The following is a 22,640-nucleotide window of genomic DNA, read 5'->3' on the forward strand; positions in this document are numbered from 1 at the left end:
TGGGGACATGTGTGGTGGTCTTGCACCCATTGCAGATATTCCTAAAACTGTAGTCTATGAGATATGCCAATATGTGAATCGTGACAGGGAAATCATTTCCCATAATACTTTGATTAAGCCGCCGCCGGCCGAACTGCGCCCCAATCAAAAGGACCAGGATTCTTTACCCCCATATGACATACTTGATGCGGTGCTTAGCATGTATATAGATGAAGGATTGTCGATTGATGAAATGGTGGATAGAGGGTATGATGTAGTATTTTGAATATGATAGAGCGTAGCGAATATAAACGCCGACAAGCGCCAATGGTCATCCGTGTCTTCAGTCCCATAGAAAAATCTAGCAGAAATCCAATAGTTCACAGATATCGCTGGGAATGACGTGGTGAGCATGTTATGGAGATATATGATATGCGCTCCCCTGAATTATTTACTGAGGACCTTGTGCCATGCATCATGGGATATTATTATCGCAGTTTTAACAATCAGTATACTATGGCTCCGCATAGGCATAAACAGGTCGAAATAATGTATGTCGAGCAGGGTGAATGCAATGTTGAAGTGGAAGAACAGCGCCTGTTTATGCAAAAGGGAGAGTTTGTGTTTATAAACGGCGATGTACCCCATCGCCTTTTGGTTGAGGATGGTCATCCCTGCAAAATCCTCAACATCGAGTTTGTGTTTGTGCCAAACAAGGGGGAATTTTTTTCGTTTGGTGCCTTTTGTCGAAAAATATCCGATCCACCCATCTGTCTTTTTGAAGATACCTCTTATTATATTTTAAAAGATACTGAGGAAATTTATTGGTTGCTTAAAAGAATGATAGTCGAACTGGATGGGAATCGTGGTGCAGCGCAGATTTCTACGAATCTGCTTTTTTGGCAGCTTATGTTGCAGATTATAAGGATAGTAGAAGAACAGCGGCTAGGCAGCGCAGATCCGCAGATGGCTTATGTGAGGAGTGCTATTAAATTTATCCATAGGTCATATCACAAGGATATAAAGGTAGAGGACATCGCGAAGCATATAGGGCTCAACAGGAGCTATTTTCACAGGATATTTAGAGAATATACAGGGGTAACGCCGATTGAATACCTTACGCGGTTAAGGATTAAGCGTGCAAAGGATTTGCTTATAAAGACAAACCTATCCATGAATGAAGTGGCACAAAATATAGGGATAAGCAGTCAGCAATACTTTACATATCTTTTCAAAAGAGAAACCGGTATGTCTCCAGCAAAGTTCAGGAAGCTTTTTGAGGTGGATTATTTTCAACGGAAAAAAGATAAGCTTGAAGAAACTGGATGCGAATAAGAATATTTGTCATGATTATAATCAAGGGGGTAGGAGTATAAAAGTCTATCGAGCTTTGATAAAAGTTTAAAGGAGGGATAGTAGTTGAACTCTAATCAGATTATGGTCATATATGGTAATGAACCACAAAAGATGATTCCACCATTATTGGATGCGGCAGGATTGCTGGATGACCTAAAGAAGGATTTTGTGATAGGTATAAAACCCAACCTTGTGGTGGCTAAGGAATCCTCATCAGGTGCTACCACTGATCCTGAGCTGGTTGGGGCAGTGGTGGAGTATCTGAAGGTGCATGGCTTTAACAATCTGCTAATAATGGAAAGCTCCTGGGTAGGAGACAGTACAAAGCGGGCTTTTAAAGTATGTGGTTACGAAGAAATTTCTCGTAAGTTTGATGTTCCGCTTATAGACCTCAAGGATGACGCTTACAGCGAAGTCAGGGTGGATGATTTAACATTGAGGATATGCAGCAAACCGCTTAAAGTGGATTATTTGATTAATATACCAGTGCTCAAAGCTCACTGTCAAACCAAGTTGACGTGTGCATTGAAAAATTTGAAAGGATGCATACCAGATAGCGAAAAGAGGCGCTTTCATTCACTGGGGTTACACAAACCCATTGCCTACTTGAGTACTGTCCTGAAAACGCACTTGACCATTGTGGATGCCATAATAGGGGATTTGACTTTTGAAGAAGGGGGTACGCCGGTTCAAATGAACCGGATTATAGCAGGTAAAGACCCTGTGTTGGTGGATGCATATGCCGCCCAGCTTATAGGATATGAAAAGGATGATATACCTTATATTTCCTTAGCTGAAAGGCTGGGTGTGGGCTGCGCTGATGTGACAAAAGCTGAAGTTATAGAGCTGAATCAGGGAACCAACAGCGGCAAGAAGTTTGAGGCATCAAGGCAAGTTATGGCATTGGCTAAATATGTGGTGGAGAAGGACGCCTGTTCCGCTTGTTATGGAAGCCTTATCCACGCACTGGAAAGATTGAGGGAAAGAGGAAAGTTGAATGCTTTGAAGGCTAAGGTGTATATTGGCCAAGGGTTTAAAGGGCAGAAGATAGAGGGGATTGGCATAGGGTTGTGCGCTCGAGGATGTAGTATCAGTTTGCCAGGCTGTCCCCCAAAAGCCAGGGATATTGTGGAATTTCTTGAAAGGTTACTCAAATAAGAAATTTTACGGAATTTTTCAGGGGGCATATCGAAAATTTAAGTGGGATTGTATTGGATGTCCCTTTATAATGAGTTAAAATAACATATAAAACAACATAAAACCACATAAAACCACATTATTGAATGTGGTTTTAGATGTTTAATTTATAATACCACAAAATAATGCAAAATAACACAAGAATGTAATGTAAATTACTGATTTATGACCAAAATCGGTCATATTGTGCTTTTGTTATACTTGAATTTTGCTACAAAATCCAATAATATAAAAACAGAACCACATAAATCCCACATATACATACCTCAAAACATGTGGGATAATAAAAATTTTAGGGAGGGATTAAAGTATTATGTTCAAAAATAAGGCTATAGGACTATTAATGGTATTGTTGTTATGTTTGGGTTTGATACTGACTTCATGCACAGGTTCAAAGACGCAGCAGCCAACACAGCAACAGGAGAAGGAACAAAGCACGGGAGAACAAGCTAAAGAAGAACAACCTAAGACGGAGACTCCAAAGGAAAAAGTCACAATTGAATTTTGGTCTTTCTGGGGTTCGGTGACTCGTCGTCCTATCATTGAAAAGATTATAAGTGATTTTAATGGATCGCAAGACAGGATTCAAGTGAAGTACACGTTTGTTCCATGGGGAGATATTTGGACCAAGAATTTAGCTGCCATTGCAGCAGGTAACCCGCCAGATGTAATAATAAATGATATTAATACTGTTGCACATAGGGCAAATCAAAAGCAAAATACAAATTTAGCTCCGTACCTAGCGAAAGAAAAAGAAAATATTAAGGATCGTTTCTTCCCGCAGTTGTGGGAGGCAACGTTGTTCAATGGTGAGCCTTATGCACTTCCGTTTAATACCGATACCAGGCTGCTTTTCTGGAATAAAGATCATTTTGCACAGGTAGGTCTTGACCCAGAGAAACCCCCAAAAACATGGGCAGAATTAGAGGAATATGCTAAGAAGCTGGATGTGATTGAAAATGGTAAATATAAAAGAATTGGATTCTATCCATTGTGGGGAGCGGGGGTAGACCTTTGGTTGCTGAACAGCGATGGTAAAAATTTCGTAGACAAAGAAGGTAATGTCTATATTAATACTCCCGAAAAGGTGAAGGCTTTAGAGTGGTTAGTCAGTTGGAAGAATCGCCTGGGCGAGAAAAATGTTAATGAATTCCAGGCACAGTTTGGTAGCCAGCAAGCTGATCCGTTTATATCAGGAAAGGTATCCATGATAATCCAGAATATGAATTTCTATACTCAGCTTAGAGATTATGGTAAAAATGTGAAGTATGGAGTGACTGAGCTGCCTGCAATGCAAGAAGGATCTGGGCACTGGAGCTGGGGTGGCGGCTTTGTGGTTGAGATACCATACGGTGCAAAACATCCTGATGAGGCATACGAGTTTATGAAATACCTGACAGATGTGGATGCACAGAGTTACTGGGCTAAGTGGTGCCTTGACATGGTTGCGAACAAGGAAGCTGCAAATACTCCTGAGTTACAAGAAATACCTGTTTACAAAGTTGCAGTTGAAAACATGAAACAAACGCTGATTACACCTGTACCACTGTTTGCACCGGATTATATGGGCAACCTAGTACAACCGCAATTTGATGCGGCTATGTTGGGTAAGGTAAGTCCTCAAGACGCTCTCGCAAAAGCACAAAAAGACGTTGAAGACTTGATAAAGAGCAACAAGAAATAATTGGTTCAAAAGTGGAGCAGCTTTGTGCTGCTCCACTTTTTGAGAAAAAGAGGGGGAGGGGAGGCTTTGAAAGGTAGGCACTTGAGTATAAGGCAAAAAGAAGAAATAATGGGGTATGTTTTTATTTTGCCTTGGATCATAGGTTTTATTTCATTTGTATTGGGTCCTTTATTGTTTTCTTTATATGGTAGTTTTACGAATTATAATATTACTTCACGCATGGAATTTGTAGGTTTTGATAATTATATTAGGATGTTTACGCGGGACCCATTGTTTTGGAAGTCGCTTTATAATACAGCATATTATGTTGTATTTATGGTACCTCTTACTACAGTTGGAGCTATAGTACTTTCCGTTTTGCTTAATCAAAAGGTACCGTGTACTAGAGTTTATAGAACCATTTACTATATGCCATCGGTGCTGTCAGGTGTAGCCGTGTATATGCTCTGGATGCAGCTTTTAAATCCTCAAAGTGGGTTAGTAAATACGGCTTTACGGTTGATAGGGATAGAAGGTCCTGCATGGTTGTTTGATCCTGCGTGGACAAAGCCGGCAATTATATTTATGAAGATGTGGAGCGTAGGAGGCGGAATGTTGCTTTATCTTGCCAATCTGCAGAGCATCCCAACGCAACTGTATGAGTCTGCAGAGCTTGACGGTGCCAATGCATGGCACAGATTCCGTTTTATTACTTTGCCTATGATTACGCCTGTAATTTTCTTTGATGTGGTAACCAGCCTTATAGGTGGTTTCCAAATCTTTCAGGAAGGATACGTTATGTCGCAAAACGGTGACGGTGGACCAATGCATTCATTGCTATTTTACAACCTTCACATGTGGAACAAGGCCTTTGAGGTATTTGATATGGGATATGCTATGGGAATGGCGTGGATACTGTTTATTATCGTTATGATTCTTACAGCATTGAACATGAAGTTTTCCAAGCACTGGGTCTATTATGAAGGAGGCGATGGCAGATGAGCAAAAGGTATTATGCCAGTCGCCGTGCTCAACAGCTTAGAGCCAAGGTGATAGTCAGCATAATACTGTTTTCAGGCAGCATAATCTTAATTATGCCTCTATGGTGGATGATCTCCACTTCTCTTAAATCCATGGAGGAGATCATGCAATATCCCCCCACTTTTTATCCTCATAAGGTTTACTGGAGAAACTACGTGGAGGCGTGGAATGCAGCGCCCTTTACTAGATATACTTTTAATACGCTGATCATTTGCTTTTTTAGTGTAGTGGGAAGCGTGCTTTCTAATTCGTTTGTTGGTTATGGCTTTGCTAAAATACGCTTTAGGGGCAGAGAAACCCTTATGAATGTTGTTCTTTCTACCATGATAATACCCGGATTTGTCACATTGATACCGACTTATGTTCTGTTTTCAAAGTTAGGTTGGGTAAATACTTATCTGCCTCTTACTGTGCCGAGCTTTTTTGGTAGCACGTTCTTTATATTTATGTTTCGCCAGTTTTATATGACTATACCTAATGAGCTGGTAGAAGCAGCCATGATAGACGGTGCCAATCACTTTTATATATGGTTTAAACTGATGTTGCCTTTAGTAAAACCAGTATTGGCGACTGTAGCCATATTCTCCTTCAACGGTGCATGGAATGACCTGTTAGGACCATTGCTTTATATAAATGATGAAATGAAGTACACTTTACAGATAGGCCTTCAAAATTTCCGAGGATTGGTACAGACACAATGGCATTATCTTATGGCTGCATCCACCTTGGTATTGTTGCCTGTGTTGATACTGTTTTTCGCATTCCAGCGTTATTTCATAGAGGGCATGAATTTGACTGCTGGTACGAAAGGTTAAGCTTGAAGATATAGAGTGAAAAACGTGGTTGCCCGGATTCTCAGTCAATGTATATTAGGTAGGATAAGGTGGCAGCCACGTCGTTTATGTTTTTTATGTGATAACCGTGGAAGTATACTTAAAATGCGAAATGAGGTGAAAAGAAGTTGAATCCAGCAACGATATGTGGCAATGTCCTGACACTGTCGGAAATACTGCGCTACACACGAGAAAAAGGTTATGCTGTTGGTGCGTTTTCACCCAGATATACGGCCATGATTCGTCCTATATTAAGGGCAGGCCAGAAATTAGCTTCTCCTTTGATAGTACAGATATCTCAGAAGGAATTGAAGAAATATAATGTAGACATATATAAATTTGCACAAGAATTTTATACTGTGATATTAGAAGAAAATGTTAGGGTACCAGTTACTCTTCATCTTGACCACACCAAAGACTTTGATGTTATAAAGCAGGCTATAGAAGCTAATTTTACTTCTGTGATGATAGACGCTTCAGACAAGTCCTTAGCCGATAACATAGCTATAACCAAGAAGGTAGTAGAATATGCTCATGAAAGAGGGGTCTCGGTAGAAGCTGAGCTTGGGAGAATCGGGACGACAGATTTTGTTGAGACCAACTTTGACGAACAGTTATACACAGACCCGCAGGAAGCAGCTATATTTGTCGAAGAAACCGGAGTGGATGCCCTTGCTGTTGCTGTAGGTACAGCTCATGGTCCGTATGTCGATAGAAAGCCCAAAATTGACTATCAGAGACTCTTTGAGATTAAGGTTGCAGTATCTGTGCCATTGGTGTTACATGGTGCATCAGGGATACCTTCTGAAATGATCAGAAAGGCCATATCCCAAGGTGGTGTATCTAAGATCAACTTTGCTACTGACCTAGAAGCGGCATTGCTTGCTGCATTGGGATATACAGCTCCTCTTACTGATGAAAAGATAAGGGAATTAGAGGTTAATGAGTTACAAAAGGGCGCTGAAGCTGTGGAAAGGGTAGTAGAATGCAAGATTGCGGAGTTTTTAGGCAGCCAAAATCATGCTTTTGATTTTGTAATAATATAAGGGTGGCGGTTACTATGATAGGAGTAGTGGCTGATGACATTACTGGTTCCAATGATATAGGAATTATGTTTGCTAAAAACGGCTATTTGGTACATGTATATTCTTATGATGTATTTGATGTAAGTTATTACGACAGCAATCAGTTACCCGATGTGCTCATACTCAATACTGAATCAAGATTTGACAGCTCTGATGTTGCTTATAAAAAAGTCTATGGAGCGACTGAAATATTAAAAGCATTGGGTTGTTCCCATTATTACAAAAAGACGTGCTCGGTTTTTCGTGGCAACATAGGAGCAGAGTTTGATGCTATGCTGGATGCATTGGGCCATGAGTTTGGTGTAGTAGTAGCAGGATTTCCTAAAAATGGTAGAATCACCAAGGATGGTTTACATTACGTTCACGGTAAACTATTGGAAGAGTCCGAGTTTAAGAATGATCCAGTGCACCCCATGTTAAAGTCAAACCTTGTGGAAATATTGCAACGACAGACAAGGCGTGCTGTTGGTTTGGTTGATTTTAGACAGGTAAAAAAAGGTGTTGATTGTTTAAAAGAGGTTGTGGTTGGATTAAAGAAGAATTATAATTATCTCGTATTCGATGTTTTAGATCAAAATGATTTGAAAACCATAGCTGAAGCAACAGTTGGGGAAAAGGTGTTTTGTGGAAGCTCTGCGTTAGCTGAAGAATTGCCGAATTTTATGGGCTTGGCGAAACAGAAAGCACTAAATATTGAGATTCCTTTGAAAGAAGGGGTTGGCATATTGTGTGCTGCGGGCAGCCTTATGCCACAAACAGCTAGACAGGTTGAGCGTTTTTGTCAAAGAGGTGCAGCTTTGTTTGAGCTTAATACTTTGAAATTATTTGATCCACATGAAAGAGATAGCGAGATTGAGTTTTTGATATCGGCTGTATCTGAAAAGATTATGAAGCGACAAGACGCAGTGGTATATTCAGCTAGTTCTCCTGATAAAGTAGCAGCTACAAAGATAAAAGGCATTGAATACGGATTATCTACAGTAGAGATTGCACGAAAAGTGTCCGAAGCCATTGCGGAAGTGGTAGAAGGAGTAGTACAAATTACGGGACAGAATAGACTTCTAATAGCGGGGGGAGATACTTCTGCAGCAGTTTGTAATCGGTTAGGTATTAAGGGAATGATGGTGGCAGATGAAATACAGCCTGGATTACCGTCGTGCGTATCGTTATCGGCTAATCCAATGTTGCTTGTACTGAAATCGGGTAGCTTTGGCAATGATGACTTTTTTTTAGAGGCGGTTGAATACCTTAAAACGAGGTGATGGCAAACGTGTTGGTTGATGAGAGAAGAAATAAAATAAAAGAAATCGTACTTAAAGAGAAAAGCGTCAGGGTGGCCGACCTAGTACGATGGTTTAACGTATCGGAAGAGACCATTCGACGTGATTTAAGTAAGCTTGAAAAAGAAGGGTTAGTGAAAAAAACTTATGGGGGAGCTATATTGGCCGAAGAACTCCAAAGTGCCATGTTGTTTATACCCCCAGTACAACAACGTAAAGTTCAGTTTTATCAAGAAAAGGATATTATCGGGCGACGAGCTGCAGAGATGATATTTGATGGTAGTACAGTGATCCTGGATGCTGGTTCCACCACATGGTCAATTAGCAAGTATATTAGCAGCTGTGAGGGGATTACAGTAGTAACTAATAGTATAGACATAGCACAGGAACTCAGCAAAGATGATAAAGTAGAAGTTATAGTGGTAGGTGGCAAGCTTATAAAGAAATCTATGAGCTTGGTAGGTCCTCAGGCCGAAAAGGCATTTCGTAGCTATAACGCCGATATAGTTTTTTTGGGAGTGTCAGGGATATCATTAAATAAGGGATTTACCAGTTCCGATATATATGAAGCAGAAATTAAGCGAACCATGATGTTTGCTGCACAAAAGAGGGTGATAGTAGCAGATCACAGCAAATTTGAAAGACAGGGTTTGATTACGTTTGCAGATTTTAAGGAAATAGATGCTGTTGTCACCAGCAGTCTTGTGGATAGGGAGTTGTTAAAGGCTATAAAGGACTTGGGTATTGAAGTGATAGTTTGCGAAGTGACAGAGGATGCTTCGGAGGCTTGTTTATAAGCATAAAATTAACAGGATTATGTAAAATGGAGTGAAAGGTCAGGATGGGGGAAAAAGTAATTTTAAATGGTGATAGATGGAAACTTACTGGCTTTTGGAAGAATCATTGGCGGCTTATACGATCTATGGAGACCGGCATAAAAGTAAAAGGCGTCATACCTACTATACAGGCAGAGGTGCCGGGTGCAGTACAGCTGGATTTGATTAAGGCAGGTATTCTTAAGGATCCAAATTACGGATTAAACAGCAATCTTGGTGAATGGGTAAACAACAGGGAATGGTTCCTAGACACTGAGTTTGTACTGCCTGAAGATAAGCGTGGAGAAAAATACATTTTGTGTTTTGAAGGATTGGATTACCATGGCGAAGTGTATCTTAATGGGAAATTGCTGGGTAAATTCTGTAGAATGTTTATACCACATGAATTCGATATAACTGGCATTTTAAAAACGGAGGGCACAAATTTTTTAAGGGTTGTGTTTTGCAGCACTCCCGAAGTGGATGGTCAGGTAGGGTATTCTAATCAAATAAAGATATTAAAGTCTAGGTTCAATTATCAATGGGATTGGTGCCCGCGTATAGTTCCTGTGGGAATTTGGGATGATGTTTATATAAAGATATATAACTATGTTAGAATAGTCGATTTCTTCCCGAGGACCAGCGTTGATGAGACGTACAGATCAGGAAAAATAGATATGCATGTAGAACTTGATGCTGATATCTCAGGTGAATATATATTTGTGTATAGAGTACTATTGGATGGGAAAGAAATATGTCGAGGAGAATTTAATGAGAATCTAATAGCTGCAAAGGGTCAGAGAATAACTCACGAGGTATTTGTGGATAACATAAAACTTTGGTGGCCTAACAGTTTTGGGGAACAGCCCTTATACAATGTTGAAGTGGCAATTTACAATAAAGAAAATGTGAAATGTGATAATGCAGCAAAACGGGTAGGTTTTAGGAGGGTTGAATTTCTGAAAAATGTAAACTCAAGCGATGACTCTCTACCTTATACGCTGGTGTTGAATGGCAAGCGTATATTTTTGCGAGGCGTAAACTGGGTACCTATTTCTCCTTTTTATGGTGGTGTTCGAAAGCAGGACTATGTAAACTATATAAAACGATTTAAAGATATGAATTGCAATGTATTAAGGGTATGGGGTGGAGCGATCCTTGAAAAGGAAGACTTTTACGACGTTTGTGATGAAATGGGAATAATGATATGGCAGGAATTTCCGCAATCATCCAGCGGGCTTAACAATACGCCACCTGATAACCCTGAGTTTTTAGAAGAGTTAAAGAAGGTAGCGACGGTCTTCATAAAGCGCAGAAGGCATCATGCCAGCCATATAATATGGTGTGGTGGTAATGAGCTGATGTGGGAGAATGCCAAGCCAGTGGATTTTAACCATATTAATATAAAGATGCTGAAAGAATTGGTAGAACAACTAGATCCAGGAAAATATTTCTTACCTTCCAGTGCGTCAGGACCTAAGTTTATGGCTGATGAGGAGAACTTCGGTAAAGGAGTACACCACGATGTGCACGGACCATGGAATTATTTGGGGGAGCCGCGTCATTACCGGTTCTTCAATGGAGATGATTCGCTTTTCAGGTCTGAAACAGGCTGTGCTGGTATTTCAAGATTGGATACCTTGGATAAATACAGAGGAGAATATCAATTGTGGCCTCCCGACGAGACGAATCTGCTATGGATGCATCGAGGGGCGTGGTGGCTACAACTTAAAGAGCTTACTGAACTCTTTGGAGAATGGTCAAAAGAGGAGCTGCCTCTTTATGTTGAGGCCAGTCGTTTTGTTCAGGCAGAGGCATTGAGGTATGCTGTTGAGGCTACCAGGAGAAGGGAACCACAAAGCTCAGGCTTTATTGTATGGATGGGGAATGAGTCCTTTCCCAATTTTGCTAATACCTCTTTACTTGAATACGATGGTACCCCAAAACCTGCATATTACTGGGTAAGAAGTGCTTATTCTAAGGTTCATGTATCGCTTCGGTATGATAATGTGTGCTATGTAAGCGGTGAGGGTTTCGAGGGGGATGTGTATGTAACGTATGACTATGAGGAGCCTAATGTGTATGAGATATGTGCTCAAGTATTGGATGTATATGGTCATATAAGGTGTCAAAGCAAGTGGGAAAAAGGGATATATGGGCCAGTTACATTTGTAGGGAGGCTTAGTTGGTATATTGAAAATTGTCCTCAAAATGTCTTTTTTGTCAGGGTGATATTGAAAGGCCAAGAGGGTAGTCTGATTGATGAAAATACATATATATTCACAGTAGACAGCCAAAATCCGTTTGGACCGCTGAGGAGTTTGCCTCCGGCAGATGTAGTCATTAAGGAAGTAGATATTCATGGAGGTCTATGGACTGTTAAGAATGTGTCTTGTGTGGTGGCTGTGGGCGTGTTCTTATACGGACAGAAACCTAATGAATTTATGAGCTTCTCTTCAAATTATTTTATATTGATGCCCGGTGAAGAGAAGAGGATAACAATTCAAACAAGAAATGGCTATACAATCGACAAAAATTTCAATGTTAGCGGCTTTAATGTAAGGCTTATTGGGTGAGGAGTAGAATGACGAAAGGAGCTTTACCATGCAGCAAATAATAGAGCTAAAATTAGTAAATGGGTATCTAAATTTACTATGGGATAATGAGCTGGTGATAAGCGGCATGGAGCCTATTGTCAGCACGGATGAGGGGGAGTATAGGTTATTTACGCCAATACAGAAAAGCACTAGTGAAGGTTATGTGATTGAGTATTTGCATGATGATGTATCGTTATCATTAAAATTTCAAGTATGCGATGGACTAGTAGTTTGTTATGTCAATGTCCTATGTAAAAAGGGATTGCTAACTCCGGTGGCGGGTGTCAAGCTGCGAATAGCTGATATACGTAACATAAAGGGGTTGATGGCAAATTATCTACATAAAAATTGGTGGACTAGACCGTGGTTTAATACTGATATAGGTTCTTTGCCTCCCCGTACCCAATCGCTGTTTTGGAGCGACGCTAAGAGGTTTTACCATCTATTGCCGGTATGTGATGATGTTTTCAAGGCTGAGCTTATGGGTGTAGGGCAAGGGATGGATATAGTGATTTCAGCCTACGATGTTGGATATATTAGTTGTAATACTTTAGTTTTTGTTTTTGGGGGCGATAGCCAGCCTTATAGGCTGGTTAAAAAAGTAATAGATTTGGCTATAAAATCCAGAAAGATGCCTGGTAGAAATATAGAGGAACGCCATTATCCCGAAATATTTGAATACCTTGGTTGGTGTAGCTGGGATGCCTTTTATCATGACGTAAACGAGAAAGGAATAATTGATAAGGCAGATGAATTTAAGGAAAAGGGCATACCCGTAAAATGGATGATTGTAGATGATGGTTGGTCTGAGACCAGGGAACGCAAGCTATGGTCATTTCAAGCAGATAGAGGGAAATTCCCAAATGGGCTGGGTAATCTCGTAAAAAACCTTAAAGGGCAATATGGCATATCCTGGGTGGGTGTATGGCATACCTTTACTGGCTATTGGGATGGCATCCATCCCGATAGCGACATAGCAAAGGAATACAAAGATAATATTATGAAGACTAAGGGTGGAAGATTGCTGCCATATCCCGATGCTGAGAGAGGTTTCCCATTCTGGAATGCTTGGCATACCTACCTTAAAAAACAGGGTGTGGACTTTGTAAAGGTAGATAATCAAAGCGCCTTGGTGCTGTTTGTTAAAAATAATATGGCTATAGGTACTGCTGCTTGTGGCATGCATGGCGCGCTTGAGGCTTCTGTGGCGTTAAATTTTAATGGTTGGGCCATTAACTGTATGGGTATGGCTGCCGAAAACATGTGGAATCGCCGGATAACGGCTGTCTCGAGAAGCAGTGATGACTTTCTTCCTCAAGATGTAAGCAGCTTTAAAGAGCACGCTATGCAAAATGCATATAATTGTTTTATATATGGTAATTTAATATGGGGCGACTGGGATATGTGGTGGACTTACAATAAAGTAGCGGTAAACAGTGCCGTCCTGCGTGCCATCAGCGGTGGACCGGTTTATATAAGTGATCAAGTAGGGAAAACCGACCCTGCTATTATTAAGCCACTGATCCTTTCGAATGGCCGCGTGTTGCGTTGTAATAGGCCGGGGATGCCCACCATGGATTGCCTTGTGGTGGATCCACAGTCCAGTGAAACAGTGCTCAAGATATGGAACCGTGTTGGCGATGCAGGTGTAATTGCTGCATTTAATGTTCATGCTGATGGACGAAAGTTGCGAGGAACTATTAAGCCTTCCGATGTGCCAGACCTTACCGGACAACAATTTGCGGTGTATGATCATTTTACTAGAACTGCTTATATAAAGGATGCAGATGAAGTGATGGGCTTTGAGCTACAGGACAATGGATGTGCTTTATACCTCATAGTTCCCTTCAAAGGTGACTTTGCATTACTTGGGCTTTTAGACAAATATATTTCCCCGGCTACAATAAAGGTACAACACAATACTGAAAGAGAAGTACATGCTGTGTTATATGAAGGAGGCTTATTCGGCTTTGTAGCCAAAAGGCAACCCGATGCTGTGATGGTAAATGGGGAAAAAAGGGAATGGGTATGCAACGAATCCCTTTGTATAGTTGATTGTTCTGATATACATGGCGAGGTATTTATAATGATAAGGTAAAAAATTGGTTCATTTTCTATACTATAGTCAATGAGTAAACCTTCGTGAGAGTTCCTAAGATTTTGGAAGGAGTTAAGTCATTTTCGTAGTAAGTGGGAATTATTTTACGCTTACGATAGGTGTGGGTACAATTTGTGCATTTTAAAAAGAAAAATGGCTTGATTTCAAAGTTTTTGCAACTTTAACTGACAAAGTCAGGTGCCCTATACGATGGGCATCTTTTTTATTTTTTAATTTAAATTTGATATCACTTTTAAAAAATTAATTTCAATATTCAAAACCAAATATACAACATCAAATTAAAGTATAGTAAGCGAGAATTAAAGGGTTGGAATGTTGTTTCGAGCAAATATTTGGAAATTAAGTTTTTGAAATTGAAACATATTTTTCCAGAAAAATGATTTAAGATTTTTAGTTTAAGCAAAGTAACATTGCATGAAACCGGGAATATAATGGCAAATAAAGAAGGATATATAGATAAATATACAAATAGGAGGGGTACTGTATATGGATTATCGATATCCGGAGCATTATCTGCCACGAGCACCCTATATGTATGGCTATCCGATGTGGAAAAGGGTGGAGTTGGCGGAGGCGTATATACCCTATCAACGCTATATCACCAGCTTATCGCCTATGGAAGCACTGCACGCGGGGACCATGTTCCCGGAACTTATAAGGCCATATGATAAAAACGATTGCGAAGGGGGTCGTGGCCTATGAACTATGGCTATCACGACAATGAGAGGCAAAAGCTTTTAGAACAAATAAAGGCTATAGAATTTATGACAGTGGATTTAAACTTGTATCTTGACACTCACCCCAATGATCGCAGAGCTTTAAATGAGTACAATTATTATACCCGTCAGCTGCAGGCACTAAAAAATGAGTATGAAACGCGCTATGGGCCTTTGACCAACTTTGGTTATTCTATTAGCCCATATCCCTGGGCATGGATCAACGAGCCATGGCCATGGGAAGAAGAGTACTATATGGAGGGATGATAAGATATGTGGATATATGAGAAGAAATTGGAGTATCCTGTGAGGATAAAGAATCCTAACCCTAGAATGGCAAAATATATAATTACTCAGTATGGAGGGCCTGACGGTGAACTAGCAGCTTCTTTAAGGTATCTTTCTCAGAGGTATCACATGCCCATACCCGAAGCCAAAGGCGTGCTGAACGATATAGGTACATCGTTAACAAAATTGCTCATCTTATAAAGTGCATTCAGCCGTCAGCACGAGAATAATTGAGGTTGCACTTGAGCGGCAGTTGCTTTACGTCGCCGGGATGGGACTTGCTACATAAATACTCCTGAAGCGCTCGTATTTGCTTTTAGAGCGATTTTTGTTGCTTTGGCATATATAATATATATTATGTCTAACTCTCATTAGTTATTATGTAAAGGTATTTTTATTCATAATTATTAGCCTCTTTTGGGATTTTATTATATACCAGATATATTTTAACATCCTTCATTTATAATCACCCTTGCAGCTTTGTGTAGGGGATATATTCAATAAAAAATTTAAAAGTTCTTTTGGTAATAATATGTAATTTGATTACCTATTTTTTACATGCAAAGACTCGATAATAAGAAAAGAGGTAATAACAAAAGAAATAATGAAAAAACGTAAAAAAGATTAAAATATTGCATTTTATTTTTTCTTAAATAATTATTTTAAGCAGTATTTTGGGTTTGTTTTATTATAAAATAAATGATAAATTATAATTAAACTGTTAAATGGTTAAACAAATAAACAAGTATACTAAAAAATTCTTGATATGGTGAGGAATTGTGTTATGGAATTTAAAACTTTACAAGTTGAAAAATTATCGGATAAAGTTGTTAAAGAAATTATACATATGCTCGAGACTGGTGCATTAAAACCAGGTGATAAACTCCCACCAGAAGTAGAATTTGCTGAGCAGTTAGGAGTAAGTAGGGGAATATTGAGGGAAGCGTTAACCATATTACAATCTCAAGGTTATATTAGTAGAAAACCAAAGGATGGTACCTATATACGTAAGTTACCTAATAAGTATTCGAGGGATGAATCTGTTCTTTCCATGTTTAAAAAAGCTACTTATAGGGATTTATTAGAGATGAGAGAATCTTTGGAACAAAAAGTAGTGGAATTGGTTATAGAAAGAGCTACAGATGATGATATTATGGCTTTAGAAAAAATGCTAATGGAAACCGAATTGACTGAAGAAAAAAGTATAGTAGTAGATCACGATTTTCATTTAAAGTTGGCTGAGTTATCTCAAAATATATTGATTATAAATTTTATTGATATTTATTATAATCTTATTCATGAGTTAGCAGAGATCAGCTTAAAAAACAATAAGCAACGAAGAATAGAAATAATAAAAGAACATATGGAAATTGTGAAAGCTATTAAAGAAAGAAATATAGAAAAAGCAAAAAAGGCTGTAATATACCATCTTAACGCAGTTAAAGAAACTATAAATACAGTTAAAGAGACGACTGATAATATTGAATCTGATTAATGTAAAAAATGCAGGGAAAAAATGATAATAGAGGATACACTATAATAGCAATAGGGGATGATATCTTGAAAGAAACAGTTAAAATATTAGCGCCATGTGGAATGCTTGGGTATGGTTATCCAATGGAGTCATTTTTAAATGGAATTGCGGAAGGACCAGATGCTATTGTAGTAGATGCTGGTTCTACTGACGCCGGCCCTCATAAACTTGGTGCAGGGGTAAGCATAGTAAGTAGAAGGGCTACAAAAAAAGACCTTATACCCATTATTACATATGGGCTTAAGCTTAAGATCCCTGTAATTATAGGATCTGCAGGTGGTGCAGGAGCTAGTGTCCACGTAAAATGGACTAAAGAAATTATTGAGGAAATATTAGAAGAACAAAATCTTAAGGCAAAAATTGCTATTATTTGGGCTGATATACCTAAAGATTTGGTTATAAAAGCTTTGTCTGAAAATAAAATTATTCCAGTAAGTAAAAGTGTCAAACCTTTAAAAGAAGATATCGTCAAAGATACAAACAATATTGTAGCTCAAATGGGGCATGAACCAATCTTAAAGGCGTTGGAAGAAAAGGCGGACATCATTATTTGTGGTAGAGCATATGATCCTTCACCTTTTGCTGCAGTAGGTTTGTTTTACGGTTTTGAACCTGGTTTGTGTTACCATTTAGGCAAAATATTAGAATGCGGAGCTTTATGTGCTGAACCTGGTACTACAAAAGATTGTATATTGGGAATCTTAAAGAAAGATTCCTTTATAGTAAAGCCTTTGAATAACGTAAGAAAGTGTTATCCTACTAGTGTAGCTGCACATACTTTTTATGAAAAAGAACATCCTTTTATACTTAAAGGACCGGGTTTTATACTTGATTTGGAGAAATGTGAATTTACTCAAATTGAGGAGGGGGTAGTAGAAGTTAGAAATAGTAGATTTATAAAAACAGAGCCTTATTATATTAAATTGGAAGGTGCAAGAAAAATAGCTTATAGAACTTTTGTTATAGCTGGTGTGCGAGATCCTTTACTAGTAGAAAAAATTGAAGAAGTTGAATCTGCGGTGGAGAAACAAGTGAGAGAATACTACGCAGAAATTCCAAGTGATGATTATAAAATTAATTTTTACAATTATGGGAAGAATGGTGTTATGGGTTCAAGGGAAATAGAGAATTTTAATGGTTATGAGATAGGAGTTTTATTTGAAGTAATTGCTAATACGCAGGAATTAGCAAATGCTATTTGTGCCTCTTTGCGTTCTACTTTTCTACATTACGGGTATGAAGGTAGAAAATCTACTGCTGGGAATTTAGCTTTTCCTTTTGCTCCCAGTGATATTGAATATGGGCCTGTGTATGAATTTAGTATATATCACCTTATGGAAGTAGAAGATTGGTCAAAGTTGTTTAAAATAGAGTATCTGTGGAGGTAGGTTTATTATGGCCAATTTATACGAAATGGCCAAAGTATTAAGAAGCAAAAATGCTGGACCTTTTGATATTACGTTGGATGTATTATTTGATAATCAGGAATACTACTGGAAAGTTAAACAATCAGGGCAAATTACTAAGAGAAAGATAGCAGAATTGTATAAAATACCGGAATCACATATTTCACATTTAGTATTTTACGATCAAGCATTGGGATTTAAAATTACTTTTACTAGAGATGTATCATCAGGAAGTATAGGGGATAGAGATGTATATGGTGCACAGCAACATGTGCCGTTGATGAAAATTCAGATACCGTAGGGGGTACTAAAAATGCTGAAAGTAGGTGTTGTTGGAAGTATAAATACTGACTTAATTGTAAAGGCACGAAGAATGCCCCAAAAGGGTGAAACTATAATAGGTGATAAGTTTTTAATGTTTCCAGGCGGTAAGGGTGCTAATCAAGCTGTTGCGGTTTCGCGGCTTGGAGTTGAAACTTTTATGTTTGGTTCAGTAGGGGATGACAATAATGGTAGTTATATGCTTGATGTTCTGAGGAGTGAAAAAGTAAATACTTCTTTTATTCAAAAAGTAGAAGGAGAAAAAACGGGTGTAGCAATCATATATATTTCGGAATTGGAAAATGATAATAGAATAGTTGTGATTCCTGGTGCCAATCAAAAAACTACTGTTGAATATGTGAAACAAATAGAAGATTACTTGATTCAAGCAGATATATTTTTGATTCAAATGGAAATACCCTTAGAAACAATAGAGTATGTGGTAGATTTTTTATATCGAAATAAGAAAATTATTATCTTAAATCCTGCTCCTGCAATGAAACTTAGCGAGGAAATTGTAGAAAAAGTCAATTTTATTACACCTAATGAGCACGAATGTTCAATTGTTTTTGATTATACCAAAAAACGTGAAGAACTTATGAGGAGATTTCCTAACAAACTTATTGTAACGGAAGGGGAAAAAGGAGTAAGATTTTTTGATGGTAATAGGATAATTCATATACCTGCTTTAAATGTTGATGTCGTTGATACCACAGGTGCAGGAGATGCTTTTAATGGCGCATTTGCTGCAGCTTTGGCTGAAGGTAAATCTTTGTATCATGCAGTAAAATTTGCTAATGTTGCGGCAGGATTATCTGTTACAAAAATTGGAGCACAAGCAGGAATGGTTGATAGAGAGCAGATTGAAAAATATATAAGACAATGGGGGATATAAAATTGGTTAGGGTAGAAAAATGGCAACTCATGATTCAAAGTTTTAAACGGTTGAGTAAAGATAAGATTCTTTATTTAATGTTGATGCCAGCGTTTGTGTATTTTATAGTGTATCATTTCTGGCCTATGTTAGGTATGACACTAGCTTTTCAGGATTACAGAGTTATCGGAAATAATGTATGGGTAGGGTTGAAATACTTTAAGATTTTATTTGGTTCACCTGTTTTTGGGAATGTTTTAATGAACACTGTTATTATAAGTAGTATGAAGTTAATATTTTGTTTCCCAGTACCTATAATACTTGCTTTATTAGTTAGTGAGGTAAGAAATTCTCTATTTAGAAAGTGTGTACAATCAGTGATATATTTACCGCATTTTCTATCATGGGTAGTTATTGCTGGAATATGGATAAATATGTTATCTCCCAATGGCGGTATTGTTAATCACATAAGAAATTTATTTGGATTGCCATCCATAGATTTTATGACAAGTAAACAGCATATAAGGTGGGTTCTGGTATTTTCAGAAATATGGCGAAGTGCTGGATGGGATTCTATTATATACTTAGCTGCTATAATGAGAATAAGTTTTTCGTTATATGAAGCAGCTTATATTGATGGTGCTTCCAAATTTCAACAGATGTTTTATATAACATTACCTGAATTAAAAAGTACTATTATTACAGTATTTATTTTGAATCTTGGGTATTTTATGAATGCTGGTTTTGATCAGGTTTATAATTTTATGAACGATTCTGTAATAAGTGTAATTGATATATTGGATACTTATGTATATAGGGTAGGAATGGTTAATGTACAATATTCATACGCAACAGCTGCAAGCTTTTTTAAAGGAATAGTAGGTTGTGTATTAATTTTTATTACCCATATCCTGTCAAAAAAGTTGACAGGCAAGGGTTTATGGTAAGGTGGTGTCATTGTAATGAATAAAGATAAGTTGTTTCATATCGTAATATATATATTGCTTTTTTTGATTGCAATGACAATGATTATTCCTTTGTTGAATATAGTAGCATTATCATTAACGAAACCGGAAGGTGCTTTGGAATTCAAGGGATGGGAAATAATTCCCAAAGGATTTTCTTTAATTAACTATAAAGTTATTCTTTCAAATGTTATGGTATTGAAAAGTATATTTAATTCTTTATTTATTACAGGTATGGGTACGTTAATAAACATATTAATGACAACCATGGCAGCATATGCTCTTACCCGACCTTCCTTAATTGGTAAACGGTTTTTTATGACTTTATTAATTATTGTAATGGTTTTTGAACCTGGATTAATACCTGAATATTTAGTAATAAAGAAGATAGGTCTTATTGACAATTATTGGTCTGTGATTTTATATAAAGCCGTAAATGTTTATTATCTTATCATTATTATGAGGTTCTTTGATGAAATACCAAAATCATTAATTGAGGCTGCTGAAATTGATGGAGCAGGACATATGAGAATACTTTTTAAAGTGGTTTTACCTGTGGCTAAGGCAGCTATAGCTACTATTGGTTTGTTTTATGCTGTTTATCATTGGAATGAATATTTTCGAGCATCAATTTATCTTAATAGCCAAAGTAAATGGCCACTGCAGGTAGTGTTAAGGCAGTTTGTGGTTTTAGATGATACTACAAGTATGATAGGAGTAAACAATCTATTATCATACAGTGATATAGCACGATTAAATTATAAAGCTCTACAGGCCACAACAATTATTATTGCAGTTATACCAATTTTACTTCTTTATCCTTTAATTCTAAAGTATTATACTAAGGGTACCCTGGAAGGAGGAGTTAAAGATTAAAGATAAGAATAGAAGATTTGAAAAGACATTTATCAAGGGGGGAGGGGTACAATTAGAAATGTAAAATTAACATTGTGTTATTGATTATTAACATTATGTAGATGAAATTTTTTAATTTAAATTTCGAATGAAAGGAGAGAATGTGTATGATGAAAAAGTTTTTAGTATCATTGTTAATCTTAGTGTTAATATTTTCTGTTGTGGGATGTAAGGGGAGTAACAATACTGCTAAAAGCACTACAGATAGTGTTAAAGATACTGGAAATACCAATAGCAATAATAACAATACAGAAAATGGTAATGCAGGTTCAAAAGAACCAGTAAAGTTAAGAATTGTAATGAAAGATGCAGATCCTTCTGATCCTGTGGCGGTAAAATTTTTTGAAAATCTCGAAAAAGCTCTTGCGGAAGAAGGATTTAATTATAAGTTTGAATTAGTACAGATGCCTGCAGGTAATTATGCAGAAAAGTTAAATTTGATGCTTCTTAGTGGAAATGTACCTGATATTATATATTTTCAAGGAGGAGATAAACAAATTGCAGATCAAGGTTTACTAGAAAATTTACTACCTTATGTGGAAAACTCTAAATATATAAAGAGAATACTTTATCCGCATAATATAAAGCGCTTGCAAAATTATCCTTATTTACTATGGATAAAACCTGTCAGTTCAAAAGTACCAGTAGTAAGAAGTGATTGGTTTGAAAAAATGGAATCTTCGAAACAACTGATGGATAATCCTACTATAGACAATTATTATACTTTTTTACGTGAACTTAAAGAAAAAGATTTTGATGGGAAAGGTAATCCAGTTTATGGTGTGACAGTAGCTGGAAACATAATTGAATTGGATGAAGTGTTTGACCAAGCTTTTGGGAATACAGCCACATGGATAAAGGATAACTCAGGGAAGTATATTTATAAACGTGTATCACAGAATGAAAAGGAAAAACTGGCTTTTTATAGGAAGTTATACGAGGAAAAAATATTGGATCCTGAATATTTAACTAAACAGTGGGATACAAAAGAGCAAGCTTTTTATAGTAATACAGTGGGTATGATTATAGGTACTGCAGGGAAAGTTATAGATATTTATGAGGGCAAGATGAAAAAAGCTAATGGTGATAATGTGAGTCTTGTAGTTCTACCGCCAGCAAAAGGTAAGGCACAAGGATATTTACCTATTGATGTGAATAAAGAAACCAGAGGATTTGCTATATCAGCTTTATCAAAGTATAAAAATGAAGCATTTCAAGTGTTTGAATTTTTAGCTACCCCTAAAGGTCAGTTGCTTGATAGATTGGGATTTGAAAATGAACATTACATTATAAAAGATAATAAGATTTATTTAACTGAAAAGTCACAGGAGTGGTTTTCAAGATTTTGGGAACCGTTGGAGTTAAACGTAGGTATGGAAGTGGCTACTCCTCTATTAAGTAAGCCTGCTGAAGAATCGCTAAATTTGGCAAACAAGTATTATACGGAAGATGTAAATTTCTTAATTCCGGCAGATTTTACTGCTAAGTGGGACGCTATGGAAAACTTGTATAAAGAATTTTCTGCAGATATAATTACGGGTAAACGTTCGATAGATGACTTCGATGCGTTTGTTCAGGAATGGTATAAAGCTGGCGGGAATGAAGTTACTCAGTATGCCAATGAGGTATTGAAGTAATATATATGGAGGTTTGTCA

20 protein-coding genes and 1 pseudogene are annotated in these 22,640 nt (G+C 37.6%); all 21 read left to right on the forward strand.

Annotated elements, in window-relative coordinates; genetic code table 11:
- Window positions 1-7: 7 nt before the first annotated feature.
- The 21 genes and pseudogenes from JOD02_RS08815 (at window position 8) to JOD02_RS08915 (ending at window position 22,621) form a co-directional block, all read left to right on the forward strand.
- Entirely contained in the window at window positions 8-265 is a 258-nt protein-coding gene (locus tag JOD02_RS08815) for a hypothetical protein (protein ID WP_243426426.1), read from the forward strand.
- A gap of 131 nt (window positions 266-396) precedes the next feature.
- Complete coding sequence (locus JOD02_RS08820) at window positions 397-1,314, forward strand: AraC family transcriptional regulator (RefSeq protein ID WP_204488817.1); 918 nt, start codon at window positions 397-399, stop codon at window positions 1,312-1,314.
- A gap of 84 nt (window positions 1,315-1,398) precedes the next feature.
- Complete coding sequence (locus JOD02_RS08825) at window positions 1,399-2,493, forward strand: DUF362 domain-containing protein (protein WP_204488819.1); 1,095 nt, start codon at window positions 1,399-1,401, stop codon at window positions 2,491-2,493.
- A 352-nt stretch (window positions 2,494-2,845) separates the two neighbouring features.
- A complete protein-coding gene (locus JOD02_RS08830; RefSeq protein WP_204488821.1) occupies window positions 2,846-4,216 on the forward strand; it encodes an ABC transporter substrate-binding protein in 1,371 nt (456 codons plus the stop codon).
- Window positions 4,217-4,324: 108 nt separating this feature from the next.
- Window positions 4,325-5,197: a carbohydrate ABC transporter permease gene (locus JOD02_RS08835; RefSeq protein WP_204488965.1), complete on the forward strand. Its 873-nt coding sequence runs from the start codon at window positions 4,325-4,327 to the stop codon at window positions 5,195-5,197.
- A complete protein-coding gene (locus JOD02_RS08840) occupies window positions 5,194-6,051 on the forward strand; it encodes a carbohydrate ABC transporter permease (protein WP_204488823.1) in 858 nt (285 codons plus the stop codon). Before JOD02_RS08835 ends, JOD02_RS08840 begins: the two co-directional genes overlap by 4 nt.
- 146 nt (window positions 6,052-6,197) lie before the next feature.
- Entirely contained in the window at window positions 6,198-7,115 is a 918-nt protein-coding gene (locus tag JOD02_RS08845; RefSeq protein WP_207754270.1) for a class II fructose-bisphosphate aldolase, read from the forward strand.
- A gap of 14 nt (window positions 7,116-7,129) precedes the next feature.
- Entirely contained in the window at window positions 7,130-8,416 is a 1,287-nt protein-coding gene (locus JOD02_RS08850) for a four-carbon acid sugar kinase family protein (protein WP_204488824.1), read from the forward strand.
- Between the two features lie 8 nt (window positions 8,417-8,424).
- Window positions 8,425-9,231 (forward strand): DeoR family transcriptional regulator, encoded by an 807-nt coding sequence (locus JOD02_RS08855; RefSeq protein ID WP_204488826.1) that lies wholly within the window; start codon window positions 8,425-8,427, stop codon window positions 9,229-9,231.
- 44 nt (window positions 9,232-9,275) lie between these two features.
- Entirely contained in the window at window positions 9,276-11,825 is a 2,550-nt protein-coding gene (locus JOD02_RS08860) for a glycoside hydrolase family 2 protein (protein ID WP_204488827.1), read from the forward strand.
- A 28-nt stretch (window positions 11,826-11,853) separates the two neighbouring features.
- Entirely contained in the window at window positions 11,854-13,944 is a 2,091-nt protein-coding gene (locus JOD02_RS08865) for a Sip1-related alpha-galactosidase (protein WP_204488829.1), read from the forward strand.
- Window positions 13,945-14,451: 507 nt separating this feature from the next.
- Window positions 14,452-14,667 (forward strand): spore coat associated protein CotJA, encoded by a 216-nt coding sequence (locus JOD02_RS08870; RefSeq protein WP_204488831.1) that lies wholly within the window; start codon window positions 14,452-14,454, stop codon window positions 14,665-14,667.
- Window positions 14,664-14,948 carry a spore coat protein CotJB gene (locus JOD02_RS08875; RefSeq protein WP_204488832.1) on the forward strand — a complete coding sequence of 95 codons (285 nt, stop codon included), beginning with the start codon at window positions 14,664-14,666 and terminating at the stop codon, window positions 14,946-14,948. The genes JOD02_RS08870 and JOD02_RS08875 overlap by 4 nt, the downstream gene beginning before the upstream one ends.
- Window positions 14,949-14,954: 6 nt before the next feature.
- Window positions 14,955-15,143 (forward strand): annotated as a pseudogene (locus JOD02_RS08880) (manganese catalase family protein); the annotation flags it as partial.
- 610 nt (window positions 15,144-15,753) lie between these two features.
- Window positions 15,754-16,464 carry a FadR/GntR family transcriptional regulator gene (locus tag JOD02_RS08885; RefSeq protein WP_204488836.1) on the forward strand — a complete coding sequence of 237 codons (711 nt, stop codon included), beginning with the start codon at window positions 15,754-15,756 and terminating at the stop codon, window positions 16,462-16,464.
- Window positions 16,465-16,529: 65 nt separating this feature from the next.
- On the forward strand, window positions 16,530-17,891 hold the full coding sequence (locus JOD02_RS08890) for an acyclic terpene utilization AtuA family protein (protein WP_204488837.1): 1,362 nt from the start codon (window positions 16,530-16,532) through the stop codon (window positions 17,889-17,891).
- Between the two features lie 7 nt (window positions 17,892-17,898).
- Window positions 17,899-18,210 (forward strand): DUF4387 domain-containing protein, encoded by a 312-nt coding sequence (locus JOD02_RS08895; protein WP_207754271.1) that lies wholly within the window; start codon window positions 17,899-17,901, stop codon window positions 18,208-18,210.
- 12 nt (window positions 18,211-18,222) lie between these two features.
- A complete protein-coding gene (gene rbsK, locus JOD02_RS08900) occupies window positions 18,223-19,125 on the forward strand; it encodes a ribokinase (protein ID WP_204488839.1) in 903 nt (300 codons plus the stop codon).
- Between the two features lie 29 nt (window positions 19,126-19,154).
- A complete protein-coding gene (locus JOD02_RS08905) occupies window positions 19,155-20,051 on the forward strand; it encodes an ABC transporter permease (protein WP_394355756.1) in 897 nt (298 codons plus the stop codon).
- 15 nt (window positions 20,052-20,066) lie between these two features.
- Window positions 20,067-20,945, forward strand: coding sequence for a carbohydrate ABC transporter permease (locus JOD02_RS08910; protein ID WP_204488843.1), 879 nt, complete (start codon window positions 20,067-20,069; stop codon window positions 20,943-20,945).
- A 146-nt stretch (window positions 20,946-21,091) separates the two neighbouring features.
- A complete protein-coding gene (locus JOD02_RS08915; RefSeq protein WP_204488845.1) occupies window positions 21,092-22,621 on the forward strand; it encodes an extracellular solute-binding protein in 1,530 nt (509 codons plus the stop codon).
- The last annotated feature ends 19 nt before the right edge of the window (window positions 22,622-22,640 follow it).

The organism is Caldicoprobacter guelmensis (genome assembly GCF_016908415.1).
Lineage (GTDB): Bacteria > Bacillota > Clostridia > Caldicoprobacterales > Caldicoprobacteraceae > Caldicoprobacter > Caldicoprobacter guelmensis.